The sequence below is a fragment of the Neolewinella aquimaris genome (assembly GCF_014197245.1).
GTDB classification, from domain to species: Bacteria; Bacteroidota; Bacteroidia; order Chitinophagales; family Saprospiraceae; genus Neolewinella; species Neolewinella aquimaris.
In genome coordinates this window covers 41,034-66,085 of sequence record NZ_JACIFF010000010.1, presented here as the reverse complement: position 1 = coordinate 66,085, position 25,052 = coordinate 41,034, and the positions used below count along the sequence as shown (strand labels likewise).

The window sequence follows — 25,052 nt, the reverse complement described above, 5'->3', positions numbered from 1 at the left end:
GAGCAAATCCGCGTGAATCTGCGACCTGAATCCGCCAAAATCTGCGTTTAACCCCCCGAGCGAAGCGAGCAATGCCGCATCAATATCCCTACCCCCTCCGCCTAAAAAACCGCAGCAACTCCTTCACGTAGTCCTCCGTCGTCTCCACACTCAGCGTATCGGCTCCACTTTGCCGGAAGGAATCACTGAAGTAGTCCATATTCTCATTGTACCAGTTGGCGTAGCGGGTGCGGACCTGCTTGCTGTCGGTGTCGATCCACTGCATGTTGCCGCTTTCGGCATCTACGGCGCGCAGGAGACCGATGGCGGGTAGTTCTCGCTCGCGGGGGTCGTACAGGTGCAGGCCTACCAGATCGTGGCGGCGGGCGGCCAGGCGCAGGGGGCGTTCGTAGCCGGTGGCCAGGTAATCGGAGACCAAGAAACAGATGCTCCGCTTTTTAACCATATTGGTGAAGTACGTCAGGGCCATCCCGATATCGGTGCCGCTGCCCTGCGGACGGGTATCAAGCAGTTCGCGGATGATGCGCAGTACGTGTCCCCTACCCTTCTTGGGAGGCAGGAACTTCTCCACCCGGTCGCTGAAGAGCAGCAGGCCCACCTTGTCGTTGTTCTGGGCGGCTGAGAAGGCCAACACCGCACAGATTTCCGTGATCAGCTCATTCTTGGGTTGCTTTACCGTGCCGAAGAAACTCGATTTGGAGATGTCCACCAGCAGCATTACGGTCAATTCCCGTTCCTCCTCGAAGACCTTTACGTAGGGTTCCCCGGAGCGGGCGGTCACGTTCCAGTCGATGTTGCGTACGTCGTCGCCGTACTGGTAGTTCCTCACCTCGCTGAACGACATACCCCTTCCCTTAAAGGCCGAATGGTACTCTCCGGAGAAGATCTGGCGGCTCAGTCCCTTCGTCTTGATCTCGATGCGGCGGACGCGCTTGAGGAGTTCGGTGGTTTCCATGGTTAGTTGGTGCCTTGGTTGGGTTGTTGCCTTTCCCTTCGTTGTGGTGCAGGGCCAAGGTACGGTACGAAGCCTTTTTGCGGTCGGCGCGCAGGAGCAAGGTAAATCGGCTAAAGCAAGCTCAAGTCCTGACCCCTTCCTTATTCTACGGTAAGCTTTTCCGTTACCCATTCCGGCACTTCGCCATCCGGACAAAGGGTCAAGTGCATCGTTTCGCCTGCCTCGGTCAGGACGATGGAGCCCGGCTCGAGTACCTCGATCGACAGTTCGGTCGTGGTGCTGGCGCCGTCGGAGGCAGTGGCGCAAGACTGCCGGCCGTGGTACACCATACCCTCGTGGGACGTGACCTCGAACGTACACCCCTGCGTTGTGGAGGTTTCTAGTCCGCGGCCGGTCCAGACCCGCGCGTCGGTAGCAACCGGATTATCACATTCCGATCCGTCGATTACGTAGAGGCCGGGCTCCAGGGCCAGCGTGTTTTCCATGGCCTCATTCCCATTGTCCGGATCGATGGTTACGGTCCTGGCACCGGAGGACTCCGCTTCGCTGCCCTCACCGGAGGAGGAACAGCCCAGCAGGCATAAGAAGGCTAGGAGGGGAACGGCGCGCAGTGAGTTCAGCATGGATAGATGGTATAAGGATCATATAACCCGGAATAGCAGGCGGAGTTTGTAAGCCGGTGCGTGGCGACATCTTCGAGACCACAACTATCATTCTGGTCGGCTGGCGATTTTTTGGATACTATCCACCTTTGTAGGGATGACCCAGCCCCGGCAAGATGCCGGGGTCTTGCGGTTCGTGGCGTCCCGCCGCGGTGTCACGGTTCGTGGCGACCCCCCGCGGTCTTGCGGTTCGTGGCGACCCCCCGCGGTCTTGCGGTTCGTGGCGACCCCCCGCGGTCTTGCGGTTCGTGGCGTCCCGCCGCGGTGTCACGGTTCGTGGCGTCTCGCCGCGGTCTCACGGTTCGTGGCGTCCCGCCGCGGTCTTGCAGTTCGTGGCGTCCCGCCGCGGTTACCATTCCACACCAAAAAGATTAGGAGGTTACAAACATCTACCGACGCGGTGTGAAAGCAAAATTCACGGCTACCCATAGCGACCGCGGCGGGACGTCACGAACCAATAGTGACCGCGGCAAGATGCCACGAACCAATAGCGACCGCGGCGGGATGCCACAAACCAATACGATCCGTAGCATCCTACCGCAGTTACGAATACCCCCCAACATTGCATTTTGGCCGAAAAAGGGCTAGCTTAATTGCATTAACGGGTGATCCCGTGTATTCCCGCTTGGTGATCGCGGTACGCTCGTGGGCGGGGATGGCAGGAGTGTAGTCATACCCTAAACCCGATCACAACGGACGAGCGATGTTCAGATTCTTTAAAAAACTACGCTTCCGGCTGGCGAAAAAGAGCAAGTTTGCGAAGTACCTGAAGTACGCGGTCGGAGAGATCGTGCTCGTCGTGGTTGGTATTCTGATCGCCCTGCAGGTGAACGACTGGAGCGAACAGAACAAAACCGCCACCTCGATCGACAACAACCTGGCCGTGCTAAAGCAAAACTTGCGGGAAGACCAGCGCCAGTTGCAGAACCTGCGACAGGAGATGATCACCAACATGCAGGCCGCCGATTCCACCCTGATGCAGATAAAAACCATCATCCCGGTAAGCGACCGGATAAAAACCTACCTGATCACCCTGATTCGGGAGTTCCAGTTTAGCCCAAATACGAATGCCGTGGAAACCATGACGCAGTCTAACGAGATTCCGTCCCTGAGTCCCGAGTTGCGTACGGCGATACTCGACTACTACGCCCTGACCGAAAGAGCAAAGGAGCGGGAACACATCTCCAATTCCAACATACAGAACGACTACCAGCATTACGTGCTCAGTCAGTACCCGCACATCATTCAGCGAGACAACCGGGAGTCCTTCATTGCTACGTACTACCAGGACGATCCGCGGCCCATATCCCCGATAGAAGCCCAGGACTTTCTCCAGGACGCCAAAATCGAGGCCCTGACGCTCGTGCGCTACTACCAGGTCGTCAACCTCAAGGAGATCTACGAAGGACTGATCCACTCAGCGAACGATATCCTAACCCTGATCGAAGAAAAGCGGCACTGACACACGGTAACTCAATGGCACACCCGTGCGAGATTTCTTACTTTAGAGTAGCTGCGGTCCGCAGGGAATTCAAAGCCATAAATTATGAAAGCAACTCCCGACCACCACGCCCGCATCGAAAAGATGACCTTCGCCTCCGTGTACCCGCACTACGTAACGAAGGTCGAAAAGAAGGGCAGAAGCCGGGAAGAACTGCACCGGGTGATCGAGTGGCTCACGGGCTACGATGAAGACCGCCTGCAAACGATCATCGACGAAAAACAAACCTTCGCCACCTTCTTCCGCAACGCCCGGCTGAACCCAAATGCCCACCTGATCCGGGGGGTGATCTGCGGCTACCGGATCGAGGAGATCGATAATCCGCTGACCCGGCAGGTGAGGTACCTGGATAAACTGGTGGACGAACTGGCTAGGGGGCGGAAGATGGATAAGATCCTGCGGAAGAACCCACCGGATGCCACCTGATCAGTAACGAGCAGCCGTCGTGACCGGCACCGTAGGACGCGTTCAATGGGAACCAATACGGTTCGGTGCATCCTGCCGCGATTAATATCCCAAATCCAGTCAAGTAAAGTCTCAGTTAAGCAAACCCAGGGCCGAGCTGAACGGCAGGCCATTAATGCGGTGCGCAACAAGATGATCCGCGTCCTTTGCACGTGTCTAAAAAAGACGTTACGTATGACAAAAAAACCCATGCAGGACTTGCGTAGACAACAGTAAACGGATTAGATGCACAATGGATAGTAGTGACCCGGCAGGATGCCGAGAACCGACCCACTTCGTGGCATCCGGTCGCGGATGCCATGTGCAACATCATCCCGGGAGCTGACGTGCGTCATAACGTCTGCGAGGGGGTGCGGGTACTTTTGGGTTAATCATTGAAAATATCAATAATCCGTCCAAATGAAACAATACCTCACCCCCCTGACGCTTCTGCTAACATTCTCCCTGTGGCTTCCGACGATCGGGTCCGCCCAGACACGCTACGAAATCACGGATGATACGGAGACCAGCATTCGGGTGCTGGGCACCTCCACCCTGCATGCCTGGGAAATGGAAACCAATACCGCTACTGGGATTGCTGAATTCGTTTTCACTTCCGGTAAAGAGCCCACCCTGGTGTCTCTTAAGCAGCTCACCTTCGCCCTGCGGGTAAAGGATCTGAAGAGTAACAACAAAGGGCTCGACAAGAACGCCTACGAAGCACTGCAGGCGGATAAGTACCCGACTATACAGTACCAGCTTTCCTCCGCTACGGTATCGCCCGAAGCCGGCACATACCAGCTTAAAACCCAGGGTAAGCTCACCATTGCGGGTACCACGAAGGACATCCAGATGGACGTCGACCTTATCGTCAACGAAAACGGTATCGTCAGCTGCGCGGGATCGTATGCGCTCAAAATGACCGATTACGGCGTGACGCCCCCCTCCTTCATGCTGGGCGTGATGAAAACCGGGGACGACCTCACCCTGGAGTTTGCGGTAGCCTACGAAAGATCCACCGGAGCTAAATGATTCACTCTACTCACCAATAAATCACAACCCTGATGAAAACTCTACTCGTATTAATCGTTTGCACACTCTCCACGGCCGTACAGGCGCAGCAGGCCGGTCTGCAGTATTTCCGTCCTAACGATCAGCGCGGACTGAATGTCTTTGAAACTCCCAAAACCGATACGGTTCCCTTTGACGGAGTAACCGTTCGCGTAGGCGGTGACTTCGCCATGCAGTTCCAGGGTGTGAACCAGCGCAACGACGCCAGTAACCTGGTGGAGCTGGGATCCAATTTCAACCTGCCTACCGCCAACCTGAAGCTCGACGTGCAACTGATCGACGGCGTGCGCATGCACCTCACCACCTACCTCTCTTCCCAACACCACCAGGAAGCGTGGGTGAAGGGCGGACACATGCAGATCGACAAACTCGATTTCATTCGGCCCGGTTTTCTGGCGGGAATCATGCAGGTCGCTACGATCAGGGTCGGACTGGATGAATTTAACTACGGAGATGCCCACTTGCGCAGAAGTGACAATGCCCGGGTCATTTTCAACCCCTTCGTAGGGAACTACATCATGGACGCCTTCTCCACTGAGGCATTCGGGGAGCTTACGCTACAACACAATGGGTTGCTGGCCGTCGTGGGAGTGACCAACGGCAAGCTCAACCAGAACGTGGTAGTAAATGACAATACGGATAACCAACTTTCCTTCTACGGCAAGGTAGGAATGGATAATCAGGTAAACGACGATTTGCGTCTCCGGCTGACGGCCTCCATTTACGCCAATCACGGCACCACTACCGGCACCTGGCTATACGGGGGCGATCGCGCGGGCAGCCGGTACTATCAGGTGCTGCATACCTTACCCGATTCTCTGGGGAGTACCCAGGGAAGCGATTTCGAAGGCCGCTACAATGCCCGCTTCGTTAAGCTGACCGCGGTGCAGATCAATCCGTTCGTCAAGTATCGGGGGCTCGAATTCTTCGGCGTCTACGAACGGGCTGCGGGCAGCAACGAACTGGAGAGCGGCAAGGAGGGTGCTTTTACGCAGCTGGCCGCGGAGGTGGTCTACCGCTTCGGTACGGACGAACGTTTCTACGTGGCCGGACGCTACAATACCGTAAGTGGTAAAACCGCGGAGAACGCCGCGGAGGAATTGCAGATCGATCGCTTCAACGTGGGCGGCGGGTGGTTTTTGTCCAAGAACATCGTCACTAAGTTGGAATACGTTAACCAGCGGTACACCGGTGGGGCGTGGACGGGCAGGTATGCGGGAGCGGAGTTTAGTGGCATCAACCTGGAGGCGGGCATCAGTTTCTGATACTGGGCCGGCTTTTGCACCAAATTTCATTGCACCTGCGACCCCGCAAACCAGACGATCGACCGGCAAATTGGGCGGATGGGAAAATCCTTTGTACTTGTTTAAACAACTTTGTCTGTAGAATTCCCTACTTTAGGGACAACACCTCCCTATATAAGTCTTAACGTATTTACCCCGGCTCGCACTGACGTGCTCAGCGAAGGGGGTTCTCACCGGTCATCCGCTCAGGGCGGGGCCACTAACACACTATGATGAAACAGACGATGATACTCTTACTGCTTTTTCTGCCGCTGCTGGCCACTGCGCAGGCCGAGGGCGAGTACTTGGTATTCGAAAATGTACAGCTGACCCCGAATCCGGCCCACATAACCGAATTCGAAGCGGGACTGGCGGCCCACAACAAGAAGTACCACGGCGAGGGTCCTTATGCCGCGCGGACGTACCTGATCGCCAACGGTCCGCGCAGCAGTAGCTACCTATGGGTAATGGGGCCCTTCCCGTGGAGTTCGCTCGACGACCGGCCGGCCCAACCGGAAGGCCACGATGCCGACTGGAACGAAAACGTGCACGCTTACCTGATGGACGGGGGCGAAGCTAGCTACCTGAAGTTTCATCCGGAACTGAGTCATTTCCCCAAGGACTTCACGGTCAACAAGCTGCTCGTGGATTTTTACGACATCAAGCGGTTCAAGTCCCAGGAAGCTCGGGAATTGATCAAACCCATCCAGAAGATGATGATGGAGAAGTTTCCGGACGATACGTACGGCATTTACACCAACGAGTTTCCGAGCACCAAGGACGGCCTGGACATGGCCTTTATCTCGTTCTTTGAAAAGTCGGCCTGGCTGGGCGAGGATCCGGGGTTTGCGGAGAAGTACAACGAAGTCCACGGCGAGGGAAGTTTCGAGAAATTCCTGACGGACTGGGAGGCCGTAACCGACGGCGTGCAAACGGAGCTGTGGACTTTCCTACCCGATCTGAGCGGCGTGAGCGGGGAAGTACCCGCTGCGGAGCGGCAGTAGCATCGCCTACATTCTACCGCCGGAATCTTCACCCGATGACGCCCCACCGATCGCTCCTGCTCCTGCTGTTCCCCTTTCTCCTGGCGAACTGTTCTACAAAACCATCGCCCGCCGCCGCCGCCGCGGAAGCGAGCCGCGCCACCCCTGCGCCACCCCTTGCGGTGTTGCGGGCGGACTCCGAACCGGAGCGGGCCGCCCTGGACGAAGCCTTCCTGGGGGTCACTACCGACGGGTCGGTGGTCCCCGGTCTGTACACCCTGCAGGCCACCGGGGTCAGCACCGCGCCTCTGGTGGAAGCAGTGCGGACATTTCGGGCGGCGCTCACTGACGAGCAGCGGGCCGCGAGCAGCTTTCCGCTGGAGGACGAGGAATGGCGTCGGTGGACCAACATCGACATCAATTACTACAAGCGCCAGGGTATCGGCCTCAACGAACTCAGTCCGGCGCAGCGGGAACTGGGCCTGAACATCCTACGTGCCGGACTGAGTCCGCAGGGCTTCCGCAAGACCGAAGAAATCCGGAAAATGGAGGGCTACCTTGGCCGCCTTACGGGGGAGTTTGAGGTTGTCGGTCCCGATTTGTACTGGTTTACCTTCATGGGGGAACCCAGCGAGACGGAACCCTGGGGGTGGCAGTTCGACGGTCATCACCTCATCATCAACTACTTCGTGGTCGGCGACCAGGTCGTGATGACGCCTACCTTTCTGGGTTCGGAGCCAAACTACATTGAGGATGGGGACGGCGCCGGTACCCGCACCTTTGCTGGGGAGGAGGAACTGGGGGTAAAGCTGTATCGATCGCTGGACAAGCGGCAACGTGCCGCCGCCACCCTGCACGACCGCAAGGAAGAAAACTACGCCCAGGCCAGTGCCTTTCGGGACAATGCCGTGGTGCCCTACGCGGGCGTGCGAGTATCGACCTTCACTTCCGCCCAGCGGGCCATCCTGAATGAACTGCTGGGGGAGTACATCAACAATATGGATGAGGGGCACGCCCGAATAAAGATGGCCGAAGTGCAGCAGCACCTTCCCGACACCTGGTTTGCCTGGGTCGGCGACGTGGAAGCTATCGGGCCTTTCTACTACCGCATCCAGAGTCCGGTGATCCTGATCGAGTTTGACCACCAGCGGCCCATTTTTTTGGAGGGCGACCTGCCCACCCGTGCGCACGTACACACGCTGGTGCGTACGCCGAATGGGAATGATTACGGGAAGGATCTGTTGGGTCAGCACTTGGCGCGGCATCCGCATTAAGCTGTATGCTATTCACCAATACGCCAGAGCGACGCTTCGCCGAAAATAGCCACCGACACGAGGCCTGCAGTGGTCCGGGGAGTAAGGCGTAGCGTCGACTTCAGTCGTCCAGCTGCGGGGGAGATTGGGCGGCCCCGCTTCCCGATCGACGGTTTCCTCTGACGGTTCTACCTTGTGTCATGTTACACCCCAACGCGACGTGAATGATTAGATTGATACTGATACTTTTGAGCTGTATACCCATTAGCATATTCGCCCAGCAAAAGTATATAAGTCACCAGGAGTTATTAGAGAGATTAGCGATTTATCGGAGTGAACTACTACGTACAAACAGTGAATTGGTCAGTGACCTAAAGCAGGTTGAAAGAGAATGGGCGGGGATTGGGATTGGCCCAAGAAAATTCGCTATACTAGCCAGGGATATTGTACGCATGAAGCAGACCCACGATTTGCCTAACTCCTTGGTGCTCAAAAATATAACAAAAGTATACGGGAATTATATACCCGCCGAGGAGATCACCGAAAATGACGTGGAGGTCATTGCAGCCAACTATCAGCTAATAGACCTGATCACCGTAGACGTATTAGGCGAAAAGCCGCCGTACGTACTAAATAAAAATACGCAACTATTCAAAGAATTGGACTTTTACGGGATTGAGTCTTCCGATAGAATAGCGGAAATTGGGGCGGGAGATGGGACATTCAGCCTAATCCTGGCAATACTCAACAAAGATTTACGGATAGCGGTAAATGAGCTGGATAAGAAGTACCTGGAGTACATAAACCGCAAACTATCGGCATCACAGGCGTCGCTCGACGGGGAGAAGATATCCGTAGTCAGGGGGTCAAAGAAATCAGTCGAGTTGACGGAAGGATCCTACGACAAAATAATCGTCCGAAATTCATTCCACCACTTCAAGCGACAAGATGCGATGTTGCAGTCGATACAGGATGCGCTGACGCCAGAGGGCATACTCTACGTAAACGAACCGGTGCAGGAGACGGATCCGTACGAAGAAGTGTGTAATGAATTGATGAAGCGGCGCGATGTTATAGCGGCCATAGAAGCAAACGGCTTTAAATTGGCCGGCGAAGAGCGGGTTGGGGACAGGGTGTTGATGAAGTATACAAAGTCGTAGAAAACACCCCGTACTTTGGAGCTATCGAGATCACCAGACTAAAAACCGGCACATGGCAACTAACTTTCAGCTATCCTCCGATGAGAAAGCTGCCCTACTCAGCAGTCTCGAGCAGCGTTTCGGGGAAAACCTTAGCCGACATGAAGAATTGCAGTGGTCCGAGGTGAGAGACCGCCTCGAAGCGAACCCTAAAAAACTGTGGTCGTTGCACGAAATGGAGCAGACGGGGGGAGAACCGGACGTCGTGGGCCGGGATACGGAGACGGGGGAATATATCTTTTGTGACTGTGCGGCGGAAAGCCCGGTGGGCCGCCGGAGCTGTTGCTACGACCGGGCCGCCCTGGAATCGCGCAGAGCCAATCCACCGGACACCACAGCCGTCGATCTGGCCACCGCCATGGGCATCGAACTGCTGACCGAAGACCAGTACCGGGAGCTCCAGCAACACGGTCCCTTCGACACTAAGACCTCCAGCTGGCTGAAGACCCCCGACGCCGTCAGAAAGCTTGGCGGTGCCCTCTTCGGCGATCACCGTTTCGGGCGGGAATTCGTGTACCACAACGGCGCGCAGTCGTACTACGCGGCGCGGGGGTTTCGGGGGATGCTGCGGGTGTGAATGCGTAGCGTCGACTTCAGTCGACTGGCTGTTGTACTGCACCTTATTATCAGCTTAGATCAACGAAGATTCCGTAAATTGTGAGAGATGGAAAGCCAGTTTAGCATAAGGGACAAGATCAAAGCGTGCATCAATCAGCTTGAGCCAAGGGCGGAGATAATCCTCTATGGCTCAAGGGCCAGGGGGCAGGAAGGGGAAGAATCCGACTGGGATCTTCTGATAATCGTCCCCCACGATGCCGACTTGAACGAAGAGCAGCGGTTTTGGCACAAGCTGTTTGATTTAGAAGTTGAGCATGGATTGGCAATTTCTACACTGGTAAAGTCGAAGGAGGAATGGTAAGGTCAGTTTCGGGCTACGCCGCTCTACGAAAGTATTGTCAGTGAAGGCGTGATTTTATGAACAGCTCCGATAGAGAAGCCTATACCAGGTACAGATTGGAGAAAGCTCGGGAGACAATTGAAGTTGCGGAACTCCTGATTGAAAACGAGATTGGTATTATATAGAATTGAGGCAGGGACGCTAGACGCCTACGCTTTAACGTACATCCTTTATCACCTCCTTGGAACAAAAGCTATTTCAACTTCAGGCCGAAAGGGGCTACATCTCTGTAACCAGCCTTGGGATATAACTATTGGACATTCATGAGGAGACTCCGCCTCACTCTTCCGTCATTACCGCTTTTATCTTCTCTACCACTTCGGGGGTGATCTCTTCCAGCCCATGCACTTCCTTTGCATGGGCAGCGGCTTGTCGCAGGGCTTCGGATTCTGTTCTGGCTTTGATTACTCCGTCGCAGTCAAATCCTACATCTCGACAACGAATTACTTTTTCCATTATTGATGTATTGAGGGTGGTGAATCAGGGGGTCAGCGGGGCAGAACAGCCCTATTGGTGGTTCAAGAACCAATAAAAAGCCGAGTTTGTGTCCTGCTGAACTAAGCCGTTATTGTTCATCTGCATGTTACCAGTGTGCTCAGATAAATGACACTACTGCAATATAAGAGTTAAAACTTACACTTGGAACTATCAGCACCATGCTTTCCGGATCCTGATTAAGTTTTGGACCAAAATCCCCATGTTCGTCGCTAATTCCGCTACCACGTCAGGGAATAGTATTATCGGGAAGCGGAGGAGACCGTTATAGAAAGTGTAGCAACGGTCCTTAACGTTTCTTCCGATATACTGGGATAACGTTCAATTATATCACTTTCAGACCATCGTCCGCCAACCGTTCCACAATAAATTCTACCGATAATTGTGACCCCTTGATGATTGGATTACCCAGTAAGCTTTTAGGATTTGATTCGAGGTATTCCTTCCAGTCTACCGTGCGTCTACTCATTTGTAGAAAAAAGCCTTTGGCTTCAAAGTTGATTGGAGTAGCGTCGACTTCAGTCGACCAGTTGTGGGGGGCGTCATATTTCGCCCGCACTTAGTAGTATTCTATCGCTCTGACGACCTTATAGAATCTTTTATCATTATAGTTTATGTACTGTTCTACCCAGTTTCCATAGTCGTCGTAGGTGTATTTAATACTTTCTTTGAATTGAATACTTCCGTCTGCGTTATATTCAATGGTCTGCGTCTCGTTTCCCTGCTCGAACAGCGTAACAATCATGCCGGTAACTACGCCTTGTTCCAGAGATTGCCAGGTCTCTTTGACCTTGATGATGGATTCATCGTTGTATTCAGTAACCGTAACCTCACCCGAATCATTAAAGTCGAATTCACCAAGATACAGTGGCAGTCCGTAGTCGTTACGTACGGACACTTCGACGCCTAAGGTATCATGTCCTGCCTGAACCACCTGGTACACCGTATCCTCTACAGTATAGTACCTTCCGACATATATGGTATCTCCGTCTTCTATTTCTAGTCTGGAGATCAAGTAGTCATCCTCGTAGTTGTAAATTTCGTGTGAGTAGGGATTGCCTTCGAATACCAGTTGATTATCCGCATTGTATTTGTACACTATGTATTTAGTGGCACTACTGTCTAACAAGGGTTCGCCATACTCGTCAAATTTAAACAAATGCTTACTTCGTACACCATTATCGCTCAATACGATGTCATCTTCTACGAGTTGACCATCGTAGGCAAATGTCCTGGTATAATCCTTGTGCCAAGAATATTTGTGCCCCGGCTGCTGAATGGTGTAGTCTTGATCCGTCTGATATGATTTGTAGACAATCGTTTTAACCGGGCCCTTTAAGTTTTCATCAATGTGCAACGATGTATATCCGTACTCCTCGTTCGTTAAGTTGCCCACGCCAGATCGTTCATCCTGACAGGCAGTAGCTCCAATTACGGATAGGAGTATAAGGAGAGTAAAGGTGTTCTTGAGGCTGGTCATTAAGTGGGTTAGGGTTCGTTAGGTGGATTAGAGTTGGTGGCATGGGCGGTAGGCCGATATAAAGTCGTTCCTGGTTACGGGTCTGAACAATACTTGATACTCACACGACGTAATCTACAGCTTACTTTTTATTGACTTCAAAGTGATTCAGCCACATCTTCTCCGAACTGAACGATCCGTCTTCGTTTCTGTCGAGGAATATGGCATTCTCCGCCTTATTTAGATACATGGTGTCCGGAATGAAGTCATTGTCATATGGAACTTGTGAAAAAATGATGGTGTCCCCCCTGAAGCTATACTTCCCGTGGTGTGTTTGGCTAAATCCGGCAAATCCATTGATGTGGTTCTCGACCCTACCATTCTCCCGAAATATCAGTTGATAATGGAACAGGTCATCTTTGAGGGTCGCGGAGAGAACGGCCTTAGACTTGAAGGTTTCCGAATTTAGTGCATACAGCGCTACCATGGCAAAGCCGACTGCCAGATGGCTGTATTTTTTTATTTTGCTCGTTTTCGTTTTTCGTTTGCACAGGGTCACGCAAAAATCTAGTAATGAAATAATGTATCCGATAGCGATCGGTAGTAGAGCGAAGCCAGATAGAAAAAGGTAGAAAAGCATTCCGCCGAACAGGCTCGTTGTCATCCAGGCTATCATGGTTACAGATGTTACGATGGCGAGTCCTTCGGAGAATGTGATTAGTCTTAAGTTGATGAGTGAAGGGGTTTTTATTTATCTCGTCTGGGGTACGCATTTGAGATCGTTGAAGGACGGATACTTAACGTACTTGATGCAACGGTCACGGTGCAAATTGTCCGGTACAGTTGAACTATGGGACAAAAACACGCTTTTGGGTACACATAGTCGGAGTTAAGTGTCAAAACTATTGGATCAACGCTTAGTACACGAGCAATAACGGATATCAGCTACGACTCAGAAATATTGTATTTAATGAATTTAAATAGAGGTCAACCTGCATGGCCACACCGGCTAAAACTGCAGCTTTTACCCCTTTATTCTAACGTACGTTCTGTTTAATCCAGGCATCCAGGGACGTAAATTCTCCAGTGGCCACCTCCTTTGCTGATTGGATACGACTATCCGAATTCGGCCCCATATAGGTATGCGCCTCGAAATAGGCTAACATTTGCTCAAATTCTCTCGCCCCTTCAAAGTAGGATGCGAATTCTTCTCCCGGCACCTTATTGAAGGTATAGTCCTTCCCGTTGGCCCGAAAGGCATCCAGCACATCGTTGAAGCTGTTGCGCTCCGCAGCCAGCGATAAGTAGCTGCCCTTACCCACTTTTTCGGGGTTAAGGAACGCACCCGCGACCACTTTGCCCAGATCGCTGACATCTCCCATGTGGATGACTCGCTTGGTTGGGTCGATGGGTAGCGTCCACCCGGTAGAGCCATCCGGTTGTGGTTGTGGGCTCATCATCCCGGTCAGGTTCTGATAGTAGAAGGGCGCCTCCACGAAAGTGTAGTATTCGAACCCGGCAGCCTTGACGTGCTCGTCTACCTCGGCCTTGCCGGTGAAGTGCGGGACCTCAAATTTCCCGGAGCTTATTTCTTCAACGTTGGGTAGCGTAGACCAAACAAAATGGCTCACTCCCGCCTCCTTGGCCGCCCGAACGGCTGTCTTGCCCTCAGCCGGTTCGTCCGCCCCTTCCCAGAAGTTGGTGACCACGAAAACACCGTGCGCATCCCTAAAGGCGCTGGTTAACGACTCCCGGTCAGTTAAATCCCCGTGTACGACTTCATCGGCTTGGCCCTCATATTCATCCGGGTGTCGGGTAATGGCCCTTACTCGAAAGGTGCCATCCTTAACCAGAGCGTCTACTACGCCCTTTCCCTGTTGGCCGGTCGCACCGACCACTGCGATTGTTTTCTTGTCCACGTTTATTTTGATTTATGGTTCACGGCATAACAAAAACAAACAAGATGAACGGCAGTCACCTATAAGCTTCCCCTTAATTTACGGCTTTTCAACCATTGATTGGCGAAAAAATGGCTGTGTATTGGCCATGAGTGGGGGACCATCTGGCTTGGTTTATCGGGTTGGCTGTGTTTGAGTTCGATGCCGTGGACACCCGCCCCGTGCTGCAGTTGGTGACTGATCAACTCCGGCCCGTTCTCGCTCCGGTAGTGCTCCTGCCCTGGCTCCCTACGGCATCGCCCTCAGTCAGGGCGAAGACCACTGGGTGGCCCTGGGGAGTTCCTTTGAGGGTAATAATGTCCATGTGGTTATTGGGCGCGCATTCAGCAGTGGATAGTGGCGTTTCGCCACGGCAGCTAGGGTAGCGGAGGTTCATTTTTCAGCTTGTAACTTGTATTACCCATCACTGCCGCCATGAACCACGACCTTTCCATCATCAGGCCGCCGTGGAGCAGTCTGTTCGGATCGGCCTGGGCTTTCGGTATCGTTTTGATCTTCGCATTTGGAATCCCCCGGTTCGGCCTCGTCTTGTCCGCCAACGTGACGGGGCAGTACGGACTGGTCTCCCTGTTTTTCGTCGCCATGTGGTGTACGCCCTGGGTGTTCCTTACTCGGTCGGGGCGGGACAGGATGGAGATGAAGTGGCCCGCCCGCCCCGCATGGCTGCTATCCGGCTTCGTCCTCGGGGGCGGGATGTGTTTTCTGGCGTACCTGGTGGCGACCCTGCTATACGGCGACTCGGTGGAAAACTGGTTTGTATACATTTCGGAATCCTACGCGAACGTCCCCTCCGAACTCGCGGCGCCCGATCGGCTCGTCTATTTCCTGATCTACGCGGTAGTGGGTATGACGTTCAGTCCGATTGGAGAGGAATTCTTCTACCGGGGGGTGGTGCACGAGTGCATCGCCAGCCAGTGGACCGATACGTCGGCCGCCCTGGTCGACAGCCTGGCGTTCTCCGTCACCCACCTGGCGCACTTCGGCCTTCTCTACACCGCCGGGCAGTGGCGGTTCGCGTGGCTGCCCGCCGCCGTCTGGATGGGGTTGCTCTTCCTTACCTGCCTGTTGTTCTTCGCCGTGCGACGGAAGGCCGGCAGCATATTCGGCGCCGTTGCCTGCCACGCCGGCTTCAACCTCGCGATGGCCTATTTCATCTTCTTTCACGTGCTGTAGGCTCCGTTTTCTGCTGTACGGTATGCGTCCGAGCAACCTTACGTAGTTGTCCCTAAAAAAGTATGGCCATCCCCTGCTACTAAGTCCGCGCGGCGTCTTAATCAGTTTTATTTTTTATACTTTCTATTTCCCTCTTTGTATCGGCAAATATTTTTGCACAATCGTCCAACTGATTTCATCTGATACAGCATCATAGCCGTGAATTATACGGTTTCTGGTATCGACAATTTGCCTGCTATTGCTAATTTTTACGTTGGGATTTAACCTAAGGATACGACTCATTGCCTCCCCGATTATCTCAATATTCCGTTCTACTGCCCGCTTGGTTTTTATGTCTTTCTGAAATTCGGTAAAGGATAAACCGACCGGCACAAATTCATTCACCTCCGCAATGGCTTTGCCAATGTCATCAAGCCACACGTTTATTCTCTTTTGCATAGACCACCCTTTTTTCTTGGTTGACTACCTTTTCGAATAGCGGATTCTTCACGGCTTTCGCCTCTAATAGATCAATTCCACGATCCAAAATCCGTTCAATTTCAAATTTAAGCTCGAAATAATGTTCCGCATAATCCATGGGATCATTAGCCTCGATAGAGACGATTAAGTCTACATCACTCTCATCCGTAAACTTATCCGTAAGTATGGAGCCGAACGCGTATAGTTCCTCCACTTGGTGTGCCCTGCACGCTTGAGTCAGTTGGTTTATGTGAGTTTGCAGCAGTTGCATGGTGGTGCAGTTTATACTTCGCGCGGCCACAGAAAGTGAATTCTGACTTGCCCTTTTACCGCCTTGCCACGTTGCGAAGCCTCGCCGACACTACGGTGTCGCCTGCGTTTCGCGCCTCGCCAGCCAAAAAAATTGCTGCGTCAGCTTTTCACTCCTAGTGACCGCGTGAAGTATAGATGAAGATAGGGCTTTTTGCTCTTGGAGATTGGGGGTGGGTTATGGGAACGGGTTGAACTTACGTTGCCGGCAACTGGAGACCGTTGAAAAAAGTGTGGCAGAAAACATTGCCATTTAACATAGCACCTTTTCAAAACGACCACACCCCGGACATCAATGGCTTTCACCAACCCTAAATTCACCAGCCCCGGTTGACGCTATGCGCGGTGTTGTGCACATTTTCTTGCCCTATGTTAACCAGTCCAAATAATTTCCTGGGGTGATTACCTCAAACGCTGAATCTGGATAGTTTTTCTCCCATCCCCCAGGAATCCTTACTTTCTTTCTGGTGTTCCACTTAAACTCATAGGCATGCAACTTTCCCCCTCGATCCTCTATCCAATCAATCTCCTGCTGATCGTAAGTGCGCCAGAAATAATTGTATACTAGCATATTTGTATAATTCTGATGCTTAACCCGTTCACTCACCATGTAATTCTCCCATAATATTCCGAGATCATTCCTGAGATTTACAGAATTCAGGTTGCCGATCAGAACGTTCCTAACTCCATTGTCTAAAAAGTAATAGCGACTGCTCTTAGTGACTTCTTTTCTTAGGTTTCTGCTGAATCCGCTGACCTTATAAATGATGAAAACCTTAGTCAGTAGATCTAAGTACTTGTCGACCGTATTTCGGCTTACTTGCAGAGAATTTGACAATTCCGGTATGCTTACTTCACTACCGACCTGAAATCCAATCAATCGAAGTAAATCAATAATTTTATTTGAGTTCCGTATTGTTTCAAACGTCAGTATGTCTTTGAGTAAATAGGAATTCAGCAATTCCTTTAAATACCTAATCTTGTCTTCCTCATTCTGAATTTGTAGCAGCTCCGGATAGTTTCCGTAGACCAGCCTGGTGTGGAGGTTATCTTTCTTTTCGAGAATTGACTCTTGATTTAATAGCTCACCTTCCGATATACCAAACAACTTGAAGGTGGTCTTTCTTCCGGTCAGTGGCTCTCCCGTGTAATTCTCGACATCGAACGCTGATGACCCCGTAATCATAACTTTCAATCCGGGAATCTCGTCAACCATCAACTTGAGAGCATTTCCGATATCCGGAATCTTCTGGGCCTCGTCGATGATTAGAAAGCGCTTATCCCCGATAATTCTTGATAGGGCCTTTACACTTCTGCGTTGAAACAACTCCCGAGTAGCGATGTCTTCCCCATTCAATAAAACATAGTCTTCAGTGGTCTGCGATAACAATGTTCGGATGAGCACCGTCTTACCCACTCGACGGGGTCCTAGAATCACAACCACTTTGTTTGGTTTCAAGTATGCTTTAATCTGATCTTCGATCAAGCGGGGGATGAGGTCCATTATTCTTTTGGACCAAATTTACGTTATTTCGTTCACGTAGTTGAACGAATTTACGTTAAATCCTTCATCCTAGTATCCGTTTTCCTGTTGCACAGAGCAGGGGCGTTAAGGGAACCGGGGCATTCAATAGTAGAACTGGACAAGCACAACCATATGGGCGAGGGGGCGGCGGCGTGGCATGGACCGAAACCGACCAACCAAAGGGCGGGAGCTTTCGGGACATTTTCGCTGCACTAATCATTTGCTGAGTTTCCATTTTACCCTAACTTAATCAACTATACGCATTGCACATTAGCCCAAGTTGACGCAGTCAAACATCTTATACTTCGCGCGGCCACAGAAAGTGAATTCTGACTTGCCCTTTTACCGCCTTGCCACGTTGCGAAGCCTCGCCGACACTACGGTGTCGCCTGCGTTTCGCGCCTCGCCAGCTAAAAAAATTGCTGCGCCAGCTTTTCACTCCTAGTGACCGCGTGAAGTATAGCCCCAATTGATATGCAATCAATAATCTAAAAAAAGGAGAATTAAAATGTCAATTGATGATAAAAATGAGGCTCAATTCTTTTACAGAATGGTTGATATGGGCACTAATGAAAACCTTTCTATTACTGAAATCAGGTATCTCCGAGTAACGAATATAGCATCGATTTTAGGTGCAATATTTAATGCAATTTGGATGCTTATTTCATTTAACCTCACTGAGGCTCCGATAATTTACGGAAGCAATGCATTATTGGGATTGATGTTTCTAATTGTGTTAATCTTCAACAATAATGGTTGGCGGATTCTGGCTACCGTATGGCTTACTATTACATCATATATATCGGTTCTCTTATTTCTTTTTTTGTTGGGATATTCATCTGGTGTTGCGTTCATTTGTTTCTTAATCATCATCCTGCCCTACATGACTTTCCCCCGAAAGGCAAGGAAATTGGCCCATGGTTTTAGTGTACTGGCTTGTTTAACGTTGATTGTTACTGTATTACTTCAATCAAATATTAATGCTCATTATGACGAAGTAGATCCCTATTTATCACAAGTAGTCAATATCAGTATAACTGGATTCATTTGCCTCGCACTTATTTGGAGTATGTCTGTACTAATTGATAGATCGGAGGAGTCCTTAATGGTTGAACAGAAAAAAACGGACGACCTTCTACATAATATTCTTCCAGTAAATGTAGCGAAGGATTTAAAAGAAACCGGCAGAACCATTCCCCAAAGGCACGAGAATGTAACTATTCTATTCACTGACTTCAAAGACTTTACGGAGTTAGTAGCATCCATTTCGGAGATTACTCTGGTCAATGAGCTTAATGACATTTTTGGACGCTTCGATGAAATCGTTGAAGCGGCAGGGGTTGAAAAAATTGAAACAATTGGTGATGCATATCTGGCTGCATGTGGCCTTGGGGAAGGAATAACTGAAGAAAATGCTATTAATTGCATTACCGCTGCACAAGAGATGATTCACTACCTTGAGGAAAGAAATTCGAACCATGAAATAAAGTGGAGGATGCGAGTTGGGATACATTCCGGACCTATTGTGGCTGGAGTAGTAGGAAAGAAGAAATTCAGGTATGACCTCTTTGGCGATACAATCAATACGGCAAGTAGGATGGAGTCATCAGGAGAACCTGGCGAAATAAATATTTCTGGACTGACGTATCAACTTGTCAAAAATGACATTGATTGCGAATACAGAGGAAAAATTCATGCCAAGGGAAAAGGAGAAATGGAAATGTACTTTGTAAAATAGGGAGTGTATCAGATGTAAGAATGGTTGCCTAGTTTCGATGCCAGAAGAAGTAGCCAATGGCCGTGCATTTGTGGTTCTGTCTGCCGTAGAGGGTTCGTCCGTTCTTGACTATCTTCCCACCCTGGCAGTCCGGGCAGATGAGCATTCTTTTAGTGTTTCGTCACCTATCAAGATAGTGACTCGGCTCGGCTGTCTTTTTCAGCTTACCCCATCCTTAATGGTGCACTCCCTTTTGTTTTTGCAATACTCCCGTTGACCCTAAAACTATGTTGTGGCTAACATTTATTGGTTATCTGTCCCATCCATCTATAAAATAGGACTTTTCCGTCAACTTCTTTTCTGTTTCATCATCTGACGACTTGAACCAAAGTTCAAATCTTGCTGGATAATATTTCTCAAAGGTTCCTTCGTCGACAACCGTGTTACCCGTGAATAATTTAAAGTCCTCAGATGGTCCTGTTACTATGTTCCTAGTTCTATTTGTCAGTTTCCATTCCGAAAGCCTCCGGTTTTCCGTAACTTCGAAAGCCTTAATGTAAATTTCTCCTTTCTCCGTCGGCTTATGCCACATATAAAAATCATACCCACTATATCCAGTTCCGATAATTTCAATTTTGGCTGATTCAACTTTTATGGTTTTGAGCGAGTCAATCTCTTTATTACTGAGATACTCAGTCGGCTTTTGATAGTCTTCGTCTTCTGAAAAGTCAATGTTATAAAGCTTACTGTCCTGCCCTTCATAATACGAATTAGAACCCCAAAAGAGCCCAATGACAAGGAGGACTAAGAGCCCTACTGATATCGATATTATTTTTAGGATTTTCATTATTTCAGCTTAGCCACAACGACTGGGGCAGTCACGCAACCGGGGCGTCAGTAATGCGGAGTGATCAGGTCAACGGTCAAGCACCACATTCGTATCTACGAAGAGCTGGGTCATCGATACTTCTTCGACAGGTAGTCCCCGTATTGCTCCTTGTGATTATAGTCTTCGGGCAAATCAAGTATTCCGCTAAGTTCATTGACTAGCGGTGTCAACCCATCCTTTTGCTTTTTCCCCGCTGGGGTAGTCACCAAACTGAGGTACCGCTCGATCATTTTTGACAGACTGATGTCTCTGTCTCGCGCGTATGCTTTGGCACGCTCTATCATGGAGCCCTCTAGACTTAGCGTTAGCTTCTTATCCATGATCGGTTAGTTTACGTAGAGAACTACAACTTCTTTAGTTGTGCAGTTCACACGTTATTGGATGCTGCCGCGCTTGCTCACCTACGGTTCTGCGGTTTTTTTTGGAATGCCTTTACTATCGGGCGGTCGGCCAACAATGGGGGCGCCACGGTAGGCCGACTACCACCAGCCAAACGGATCAAGGGCTTTCCTTTTCGGCCGATCAAGCGCCCTCGACACCCATCAGCCTCGACGCCGGCGGAGACGAGACCGTTGCAAAAAGTGTGGTATAAAACATTGCTGCTTTTTATAGCACCTTTATGCAATACTCCCGTATATACCAAGTTTAGAAAAGCTGCATTACAAAATTTTTGAAACCCTCCAATCTACCTCTCATAAGGTGGATTCATGATTGCCCTTTTTACCACACCAGCAACAGAATCCTCCGTAATCCCTCTTTTCCTGCAGTAGTCACTTTTTAGCCAATCTTCCAAGCGTTTTGCTCCTTTACTAGCATTACATGATATACAGCATAAAGCTATATTATCTATTCCATTTAGTCTAATATCATTCAAAATGTGCTCCCATGATGGTTGCATTTTTCTAGATATTTCGTCCTGAGTAAAGGATACACCACAATAAACACAATTTACATCTCTTTCTATTACCCTATTTTCGACTTCTATTGAAATGCCCCATCGATTTGCCATATTACTTAATTGCTAACTTACTCCCCCTCGAAGAAATCATTATCGAGTTCCTTTACTTCGTACACCGTTTTAATTTGCACCCCTACATTATATTGATGCATAAGATCTACCAGTTTGGCTCCGTCAATTAAAATGATTGTATGGTGAGCTTCTCGTGCTTTTTTGACGGCATAATCGTCAAAAGTTGACGTGGTAATAAAGACACCTTTGCTCGTATCTCCACTCATCGCTCCAATGAAATTTCTGATATCCTTTTCTCGAACCTTATTTTCATTGTACCGCTTTGCCTGAGTATAAATTTTTTCAAGCCCTAGTTTGTCTTCATTTATTATGCCATCAATTCCACCATCACCTGACTTTGAGGTTTCAATAAAATCGCCATATCCCATTCTTTTCAGAAGGATAAGAATTACTTTTTCAAAGTAATAAGGATCAATTTCTTTCAGCTTTTCTAAGAGCTCAGTTTTAACTTCCGTTTCAATATCTGAAAATCCAGAATCAATTAAATCTTGGGGTGACGCGTTCTCAACATTTACTTTCTCAAGTACGAGTTCATCCTCCTTTTTGCTTTTTACAGATTCTCTATGCTTGATGAAATCTAGGTCGTTTTGGAGTTCCTCTAATGATAATTTACCTTTAATCAGAACTACCTTTCCTTTCTCCGTAATTTGCACCATCCCCCGTTGAGGGTAGGTAACAAATTTGGCCATTTTCAAGTATGATTTGCCCCAGAGAATTCTATCCAGCAAAACATTAGCACCCGAGCTTGTCTTTTGATTGAGCAACTCTTGGGATAAATCTGAATAATAATTATCACGGATTTGCAAAGCTAGCTCTCTACTTTTCAGAGACTCTACCCTACTAAGGGTTTCCAGTATAGGGATGAATGTTTCATGGTATTTGGGTAATTGCATATTGTTTTTTCTAATGAAAAACTCGGGGTCGCCACCGCAGGACGGCTGCACAAGCCAATCTCTGCATTTTTGACCAATCCAAAATCCCTTTTTGAGTCTTTACCGACACCCACCAGTCTCACCGCCGGTTTGACGATGGCGTAATGTTTGCCGCACAACTGATAATGTCACTTAGAGCGCTAATCACGCTTGGATTTTGAGTTCGGTGTATCATTCGGTGACAATTTGAGCAAAGCACAGAGAAATCAAAATTGGGATCTAGTAAGATTTTCTCACCCTCAAGATCACTAATTGGAATTAGGTGATGGGCCTCAATAAAATCCTTGCCTAGTTGTCCATATTTTTCCTCAAAATTAAAATGACAGGCTTCACACGTATATCCTTTAACTTTTTTGACCTCCTGAACTAACTTTTGATTTCGCTCAATTCTGAAGTGCAACCTTAGATTGCCAGCGTCCTCCGTATAATTTTTTTCCTCATCTTGATCTGTAGATGTTGTATCACTGTATACTAGGTATTCGTACATTTCTAACATTTCAAACAGGTCCACTTTGATTTCATTTAGCGATACCTTTCTATTTGCATCATAGTATTTGGCACATATATTGCCATGCTCATAATTTTTTACAGTTGAAGTTTCTCCATATAATTCTATATCTGTTATGCCAAATTTTTCTGGTAATTCGCCCAACTGTTTTCTAAAATCCTCGGCTCGCCATCTGAGTTCATCACTAGCCGTAAGGTTATGGTATGCCATGACGTTTGTCATACCCTGATTTAAGGAGAGGTAAAAGCCAGACATGTCTCTACGGAATAAGAAAACGGGATAGTACCCCTTTTGGGGCGTTTCGGTAATAATTCGGTCTAATATTGCTATCCAAGGGCAGTGAGTCCAATTCCCTTTTCCTGATGAGCCTTTGACAACATACCTGTCATTAAAATCAATTAGCTCATGCAATACTTCGGGGTAAACTGATCTAAATTTCTTAGCCAGCCAATGGCCCGAAAACCTTTGATTAGCGGACGACTCATAGTTGTATAAAATTTCTTCAAAGAATGGGAGCGTAGCCATATAGCATCGTTTATTTTAAAAATGGTGGGCAATCTAGCACATGGCATGAATCTACGCATTGTAATCTGCCATTTGCTTTTGTTATTATTAGCGTTATTTCATCGAACGGGGGCGCCACCGTAGGCCGGCTTCAACAACAAGCATCCGGATCTCGACAAACTTCAGGTCACCTTTTAAAGGCTTCATCGACACCCAAAAGCATCACCGCCGGCTTGAGGATGGCGCAGTGTTGGGCGATTTTAATATATTTCAATGGTTTCGTAATAATCTGTAAGCACGATTGAAAATTTTACCTTAAGCCTTGCCTCTCTTATAAAATACCTTTCCCAAACCGTCCTAGATTCACTAATTGATTGCCCTAAAACGAATAAAAGTATTTCATCACAATCTTGATACTTTGCTAGGAAAAGTTCGCTATCGCGAATCAGTTTTTTCATACATTCAACATTTAAATTCATTTCTGTCTTGATTCCATACCTGCAAATACCATCAGTTCCGAAATAATCTAATATATCATTCTCTATCACTTTACAACCAGGTAAGTGATCTAGGAGAATGTCGACTATCTCGTGTTTAAGCGTCTCATTAATGTCGCTCGAAGTTATCATTGAAGTGGATCGATAATCATGAAAACCTTTAATATTCATTTGAGCACTTAGCTCCATAAAGTATTTGACAATCCGGTCTTTAGCACTAACAATTCTCTTATATGTCTCAAAACTAACATACACGTTGTGAGCTATATCATTTCTATACTGCTTGAAATTTTCTAATTCTTTTCGAACTTTTAATTGGCTTGAAGAATTGATATTCGCAAATCGTTCTAGATTCGAAAGTTCTAAAAAAATATCAAGCTCGCTTGCTGGAATTGACATCAATTTATTCTTAGTCAATTGTTTAATAAATTTTTTTACATCTTCATTCGTCCTAACAGATACATCCCTAAAAGTGGTGAATAAAATCTCTATAAGGTCGTTGAAAAATGCTAAGTGCAAGAATTCTTCATGGTTCTTGTATTCACCATTTACACTTTGAGGCAAAAAGTTATCCATCCAATTATAGCCAGCTTTTTCTAACATGAAAATATGAATGAATTTTCTAAGGAAGTTTTCAACATCATATACATGCTGGTAACACTCGACGCTATAACTCTTAGATAAATCATCGCCAACTTTTATAATTTTTGCCTTCGCCGTAAGCTTTTGAAGGCAACCCACTACATCATTTGAGAAATTTTTGTACTCATTTCTATCTATACCTTTTCCGCGAAAACTAATCAATGAAAGTGTTTTGCTTACCTCAACGTAATCTATGATTACTAAAGTTGACCTCACCTTTTTTCCATAGTAGAGTGCAGAGTAATCTTTAGTCACAAAGAACTTAGGGTGCATGTTTAGCATATCGCACAATATTCTCTTCTTTAGTTCTAAATCAACAGTACTATCAACAGATACTAGGAATTGACTGTGGTAACTCATCATATATAATTAAAATTTGAATAGTGAAGAAGGTTACCAGATATGACTATTATTGAAATTGTGTGTCTCCAGGCGAATGGTGCCTTCTGATTCTAAAGATGCACTCCAATTTACAAGATTGCAATATTAGTAAGACTTATATTTATCTGTATGGGAACTTTCTTTTCGGACCGCCCTCATCGCGGCATTTCGCCCAACAATAGCACAAATGAATTTCGTATTTCTACCCTATATCCGATCCGCCCATTGATGTATATAATCCCACCGCCCGCCAAAACTACGCAAT

27 protein-coding genes are annotated in these 25,052 nt (G+C 48.7%); 11 read left to right on the top strand and 16 right to left on the bottom strand.

Annotation, left to right across the window (positions count from 1 at the left end; genetic code table 11):
* Window positions 1-88 precede the first annotated feature (88 nt).
* Both GGR28_RS17340 and GGR28_RS17335 read right to left on the bottom strand, forming a co-directional pair.
* A complete protein-coding gene (locus tag GGR28_RS17340; protein ID WP_183497096.1) occupies window positions 89-955 on the bottom strand; it encodes a DUF58 domain-containing protein in 867 nt (288 codons plus the stop codon).
* 140 nt (window positions 956-1,095) lie between these two features.
* On the bottom strand, window positions 1,096-1,578 hold the full coding sequence (locus GGR28_RS17335) for a hypothetical protein (RefSeq protein ID WP_183497095.1): 483 nt from the start codon (window positions 1,576-1,578) through the stop codon (window positions 1,096-1,098).
* A gap of 742 nt (window positions 1,579-2,320) precedes the next feature.
* On the opposite strand from GGR28_RS17335, the gene GGR28_RS17330 reads away from it, so the two are divergent.
* The 9 genes from GGR28_RS17330 (at window position 2,321) to GGR28_RS17290 (ending at window position 10,270) form a co-directional block, all read left to right on the top strand.
* Window positions 2,321-3,079, top strand: coding sequence for a DUF6090 family protein (locus GGR28_RS17330; protein ID WP_183497094.1), 759 nt, complete (start codon window positions 2,321-2,323; stop codon window positions 3,077-3,079).
* Between the two features lie 84 nt (window positions 3,080-3,163).
* Entirely contained in the window at window positions 3,164-3,544 is a 381-nt protein-coding gene (locus GGR28_RS17325) for a DUF2200 domain-containing protein (protein ID WP_183497093.1), read from the top strand.
* 438 nt (window positions 3,545-3,982) lie between these two features.
* Window positions 3,983-4,594: a YceI family protein gene (locus tag GGR28_RS17320; protein WP_183497092.1), complete on the top strand. Its 612-nt coding sequence runs from the start codon at window positions 3,983-3,985 to the stop codon at window positions 4,592-4,594.
* A 32-nt stretch (window positions 4,595-4,626) separates the two neighbouring features.
* On the top strand, window positions 4,627-5,898 hold the full coding sequence (locus tag GGR28_RS17315; RefSeq protein WP_183497091.1) for a hypothetical protein: 1,272 nt from the start codon (window positions 4,627-4,629) through the stop codon (window positions 5,896-5,898).
* Between the two features lie 248 nt (window positions 5,899-6,146).
* A complete protein-coding gene (locus tag GGR28_RS17310) occupies window positions 6,147-6,920 on the top strand; it encodes a hypothetical protein (RefSeq protein ID WP_221233932.1) in 774 nt (257 codons plus the stop codon).
* A gap of 35 nt (window positions 6,921-6,955) precedes the next feature.
* Window positions 6,956-8,173 (top strand): DUF3500 domain-containing protein, encoded by a 1,218-nt coding sequence (locus GGR28_RS17305; RefSeq protein ID WP_183497090.1) that lies wholly within the window; start codon window positions 6,956-6,958, stop codon window positions 8,171-8,173.
* A 338-nt stretch (window positions 8,174-8,511) separates the two neighbouring features.
* Window positions 8,512-9,312, top strand: coding sequence for a class I SAM-dependent methyltransferase (locus GGR28_RS17300; protein ID WP_183497089.1), 801 nt, complete (start codon window positions 8,512-8,514; stop codon window positions 9,310-9,312).
* A 52-nt stretch (window positions 9,313-9,364) separates the two neighbouring features.
* On the top strand, window positions 9,365-9,928 hold the full coding sequence (locus GGR28_RS17295) for a DUF4256 domain-containing protein (RefSeq protein ID WP_183497088.1): 564 nt from the start codon (window positions 9,365-9,367) through the stop codon (window positions 9,926-9,928).
* Window positions 9,929-10,015: 87 nt separating this feature from the next.
* Complete coding sequence (locus GGR28_RS17290; protein ID WP_183497087.1) at window positions 10,016-10,270, top strand: nucleotidyltransferase domain-containing protein; 255 nt, start codon at window positions 10,016-10,018, stop codon at window positions 10,268-10,270.
* Window positions 10,271-10,588: 318 nt separating this feature from the next.
* Here GGR28_RS17290 and GGR28_RS17285 read toward each other — a convergent pair whose 3' ends face one another.
* The 4 genes from GGR28_RS17285 to GGR28_RS17270 form a co-directional block, all read right to left on the bottom strand.
* Window positions 10,589-10,765, bottom strand: coding sequence for a DUF1059 domain-containing protein (locus GGR28_RS17285; RefSeq protein ID WP_183497086.1), 177 nt, complete (start codon window positions 10,763-10,765; stop codon window positions 10,589-10,591).
* Between the two features lie 598 nt (window positions 10,766-11,363).
* A complete protein-coding gene (locus GGR28_RS17280; RefSeq protein WP_183497085.1) occupies window positions 11,364-12,284 on the bottom strand; it encodes a hypothetical protein in 921 nt (306 codons plus the stop codon).
* 121 nt (window positions 12,285-12,405) lie between these two features.
* Window positions 12,406-12,939: a hypothetical protein gene (locus GGR28_RS17275; protein ID WP_183497084.1), complete on the bottom strand. Its 534-nt coding sequence runs from the start codon at window positions 12,937-12,939 to the stop codon at window positions 12,406-12,408.
* A gap of 361 nt (window positions 12,940-13,300) precedes the next feature.
* Entirely contained in the window at window positions 13,301-14,182 is an 882-nt protein-coding gene (locus GGR28_RS17270; RefSeq protein WP_183497083.1) for an NmrA/HSCARG family protein, read from the bottom strand.
* A 453-nt stretch (window positions 14,183-14,635) separates the two neighbouring features.
* Here GGR28_RS17270 and GGR28_RS17265 point away from each other — a divergent pair, with 453 nt between their 5' ends.
* Window positions 14,636-15,394: a CPBP family intramembrane glutamic endopeptidase gene (locus GGR28_RS17265; RefSeq protein WP_183497082.1), complete on the top strand. Its 759-nt coding sequence runs from the start codon at window positions 14,636-14,638 to the stop codon at window positions 15,392-15,394.
* A gap of 123 nt (window positions 15,395-15,517) precedes the next feature.
* Here GGR28_RS17265 and GGR28_RS17260 read toward each other — a convergent pair whose 3' ends face one another.
* The 3 genes from GGR28_RS17260 to GGR28_RS17250 all read right to left on the bottom strand — a co-directional run bounded on the left by GGR28_RS17260 (window position 15,518) and on the right by GGR28_RS17250 (window position 17,666).
* The gene (locus GGR28_RS17260) at window positions 15,518-15,832 is read right to left on the bottom strand and encodes a HepT-like ribonuclease domain-containing protein (protein ID WP_183497081.1); all 315 of its coding nucleotides are present in this window, start codon (window positions 15,830-15,832) and stop codon (window positions 15,518-15,520) included.
* Window positions 15,804-16,124, bottom strand: coding sequence for a nucleotidyltransferase family protein (locus GGR28_RS17255; RefSeq protein ID WP_183497080.1), 321 nt, complete (start codon window positions 16,122-16,124; stop codon window positions 15,804-15,806). The genes GGR28_RS17260 and GGR28_RS17255 overlap by 29 nt, the downstream gene beginning before the upstream one ends.
* A 405-nt stretch (window positions 16,125-16,529) precedes the next feature.
* The gene (locus GGR28_RS17250) at window positions 16,530-17,666 is read right to left on the bottom strand and encodes an ATP-binding protein (RefSeq protein ID WP_183497079.1); all 1,137 of its coding nucleotides are present in this window, start codon (window positions 17,664-17,666) and stop codon (window positions 16,530-16,532) included.
* Window positions 17,667-18,195: 529 nt separating this feature from the next.
* Between GGR28_RS17250 and GGR28_RS17245 the strand changes: the two genes are divergently transcribed.
* Window positions 18,196-19,425 carry an adenylate/guanylate cyclase domain-containing protein gene (locus GGR28_RS17245; RefSeq protein WP_183497078.1) on the top strand — a complete coding sequence of 410 codons (1,230 nt, stop codon included), beginning with the start codon at window positions 18,196-18,198 and terminating at the stop codon, window positions 19,423-19,425.
* Between the two features lie 28 nt (window positions 19,426-19,453).
* Here the strand turns inward: GGR28_RS17245 and GGR28_RS19530 are convergent, their stop codons facing one another.
* The 7 genes from GGR28_RS19530 to GGR28_RS17215 all read right to left on the bottom strand — a co-directional run bounded on the left by GGR28_RS19530 (window position 19,454) and on the right by GGR28_RS17215 (window position 24,769).
* Window positions 19,454-19,570 carry a transposase-like zinc-binding domain-containing protein gene (locus tag GGR28_RS19530; RefSeq protein WP_454557395.1) on the bottom strand — a complete coding sequence of 39 codons (117 nt, stop codon included), beginning with the start codon at window positions 19,568-19,570 and terminating at the stop codon, window positions 19,454-19,456.
* A 144-nt stretch (window positions 19,571-19,714) separates the two neighbouring features.
* On the bottom strand, window positions 19,715-20,251 hold the full coding sequence (locus tag GGR28_RS17240; protein WP_183497077.1) for a hypothetical protein: 537 nt from the start codon (window positions 20,249-20,251) through the stop codon (window positions 19,715-19,717).
* A 110-nt stretch (window positions 20,252-20,361) separates the two neighbouring features.
* The gene (locus GGR28_RS17235) at window positions 20,362-20,613 is read right to left on the bottom strand and encodes a DUF6364 family protein (RefSeq protein WP_183497076.1); all 252 of its coding nucleotides are present in this window, start codon (window positions 20,611-20,613) and stop codon (window positions 20,362-20,364) included.
* Between the two features lie 365 nt (window positions 20,614-20,978).
* Window positions 20,979-21,302, bottom strand: a complete 324-nt coding sequence (locus tag GGR28_RS17230) for an HNH endonuclease (protein ID WP_183497075.1) — start codon at window positions 21,300-21,302, stop codon at window positions 20,979-20,981.
* Window positions 21,303-21,319: 17 nt separating this feature from the next.
* Window positions 21,320-22,216 (bottom strand): restriction endonuclease, encoded by an 897-nt coding sequence (locus tag GGR28_RS17225; protein WP_183497074.1) that lies wholly within the window; start codon window positions 22,214-22,216, stop codon window positions 21,320-21,322.
* Between the two features lie 118 nt (window positions 22,217-22,334).
* The gene (locus tag GGR28_RS17220) at window positions 22,335-23,288 is read right to left on the bottom strand and encodes an MrcB family domain-containing protein (RefSeq protein WP_183497073.1); all 954 of its coding nucleotides are present in this window, start codon (window positions 23,286-23,288) and stop codon (window positions 22,335-22,337) included.
* Between the two features lie 239 nt (window positions 23,289-23,527).
* Window positions 23,528-24,769, bottom strand: a complete 1,242-nt coding sequence (locus GGR28_RS17215; RefSeq protein ID WP_183497072.1) for a hypothetical protein — start codon at window positions 24,767-24,769, stop codon at window positions 23,528-23,530.
* Between the last annotated feature and the right edge of the window lie 283 nt (window positions 24,770-25,052).

Coding starts and splice junctions, on each gene's coding strand:
- GGR28_RS17340 (WP_183497096.1), bottom strand. CDS start 955: ATGGAAACCACCGAACTCCTCAAGCGCGTCCGCCGCATCGAGATCAAG.
- GGR28_RS17335 (WP_183497095.1), bottom strand. CDS start 1,578: ATGCTGAACTCACTGCGCGCCGTTCCCCTCCTAGCCTTCTTATGCCTG.
- GGR28_RS17330 (WP_183497094.1), top strand. CDS start 2,321: ATGTTCAGATTCTTTAAAAAACTACGCTTCCGGCTGGCGAAAAAGAGC.
- GGR28_RS17325 (WP_183497093.1), top strand. CDS start 3,164: ATGAAAGCAACTCCCGACCACCACGCCCGCATCGAAAAGATGACCTTC.
- GGR28_RS17320 (WP_183497092.1), top strand. CDS start 3,983: ATGAAACAATACCTCACCCCCCTGACGCTTCTGCTAACATTCTCCCTG.
- GGR28_RS17315 (WP_183497091.1), top strand. CDS start 4,627: ATGAAAACTCTACTCGTATTAATCGTTTGCACACTCTCCACGGCCGTA.
- GGR28_RS17310 (WP_221233932.1), top strand. CDS start 6,147: ATGATGAAACAGACGATGATACTCTTACTGCTTTTTCTGCCGCTGCTG.
- GGR28_RS17305 (WP_183497090.1), top strand. CDS start 6,956: ATGACGCCCCACCGATCGCTCCTGCTCCTGCTGTTCCCCTTTCTCCTG.
- GGR28_RS17295 (WP_183497088.1), top strand. CDS start 9,365: ATGGCAACTAACTTTCAGCTATCCTCCGATGAGAAAGCTGCCCTACTC.
- GGR28_RS17290 (WP_183497087.1), top strand. CDS start 10,016: ATGGAAAGCCAGTTTAGCATAAGGGACAAGATCAAAGCGTGCATCAAT.
- GGR28_RS17285 (WP_183497086.1), bottom strand. CDS start 10,765: ATGGAAAAAGTAATTCGTTGTCGAGATGTAGGATTTGACTGCGACGGA.
- GGR28_RS17280 (WP_183497085.1), bottom strand. CDS start 12,284: ATGACCAGCCTCAAGAACACCTTTACTCTCCTTATACTCCTATCCGTA.
- GGR28_RS17275 (WP_183497084.1), bottom strand. CDS start 12,939: ATGATAGCCTGGATGACAACGAGCCTGTTCGGCGGAATGCTTTTCTAC.
- GGR28_RS17265 (WP_183497082.1), top strand. CDS start 14,636: ATGAACCACGACCTTTCCATCATCAGGCCGCCGTGGAGCAGTCTGTTC.
- GGR28_RS17260 (WP_183497081.1), bottom strand. CDS start 15,832: ATGCAAAAGAGAATAAACGTGTGGCTTGATGACATTGGCAAAGCCATT.
- GGR28_RS17255 (WP_183497080.1), bottom strand. CDS start 16,124: ATGCAACTGCTGCAAACTCACATAAACCAACTGACTCAAGCGTGCAGG.
- GGR28_RS17250 (WP_183497079.1), bottom strand. CDS start 17,666: ATGGACCTCATCCCCCGCTTGATCGAAGATCAGATTAAAGCATACTTG.
- GGR28_RS17245 (WP_183497078.1), top strand. CDS start 18,196: ATGTCAATTGATGATAAAAATGAGGCTCAATTCTTTTACAGAATGGTT.
- GGR28_RS19530 (WP_454557395.1), bottom strand. CDS start 19,570: ATGCTCATCTGCCCGGACTGCCAGGGTGGGAAGATAGTCAAGAACGGA.
- GGR28_RS17240 (WP_183497077.1), bottom strand. CDS start 20,251: ATGAAAATCCTAAAAATAATATCGATATCAGTAGGGCTCTTAGTCCTC.
- GGR28_RS17235 (WP_183497076.1), bottom strand. CDS start 20,613: ATGGATAAGAAGCTAACGCTAAGTCTAGAGGGCTCCATGATAGAGCGT.
- GGR28_RS17230 (WP_183497075.1), bottom strand. CDS start 21,302: ATGGCAAATCGATGGGGCATTTCAATAGAAGTCGAAAATAGGGTAATA.
- GGR28_RS17225 (WP_183497074.1), bottom strand. CDS start 22,216: ATGCAATTACCCAAATACCATGAAACATTCATCCCTATACTGGAAACC.
- GGR28_RS17220 (WP_183497073.1), bottom strand. CDS start 23,288: ATGGCTACGCTCCCATTCTTTGAAGAAATTTTATACAACTATGAGTCG.
- GGR28_RS17215 (WP_183497072.1), bottom strand. CDS start 24,769: ATGATGAGTTACCACAGTCAATTCCTAGTATCTGTTGATAGTACTGTT.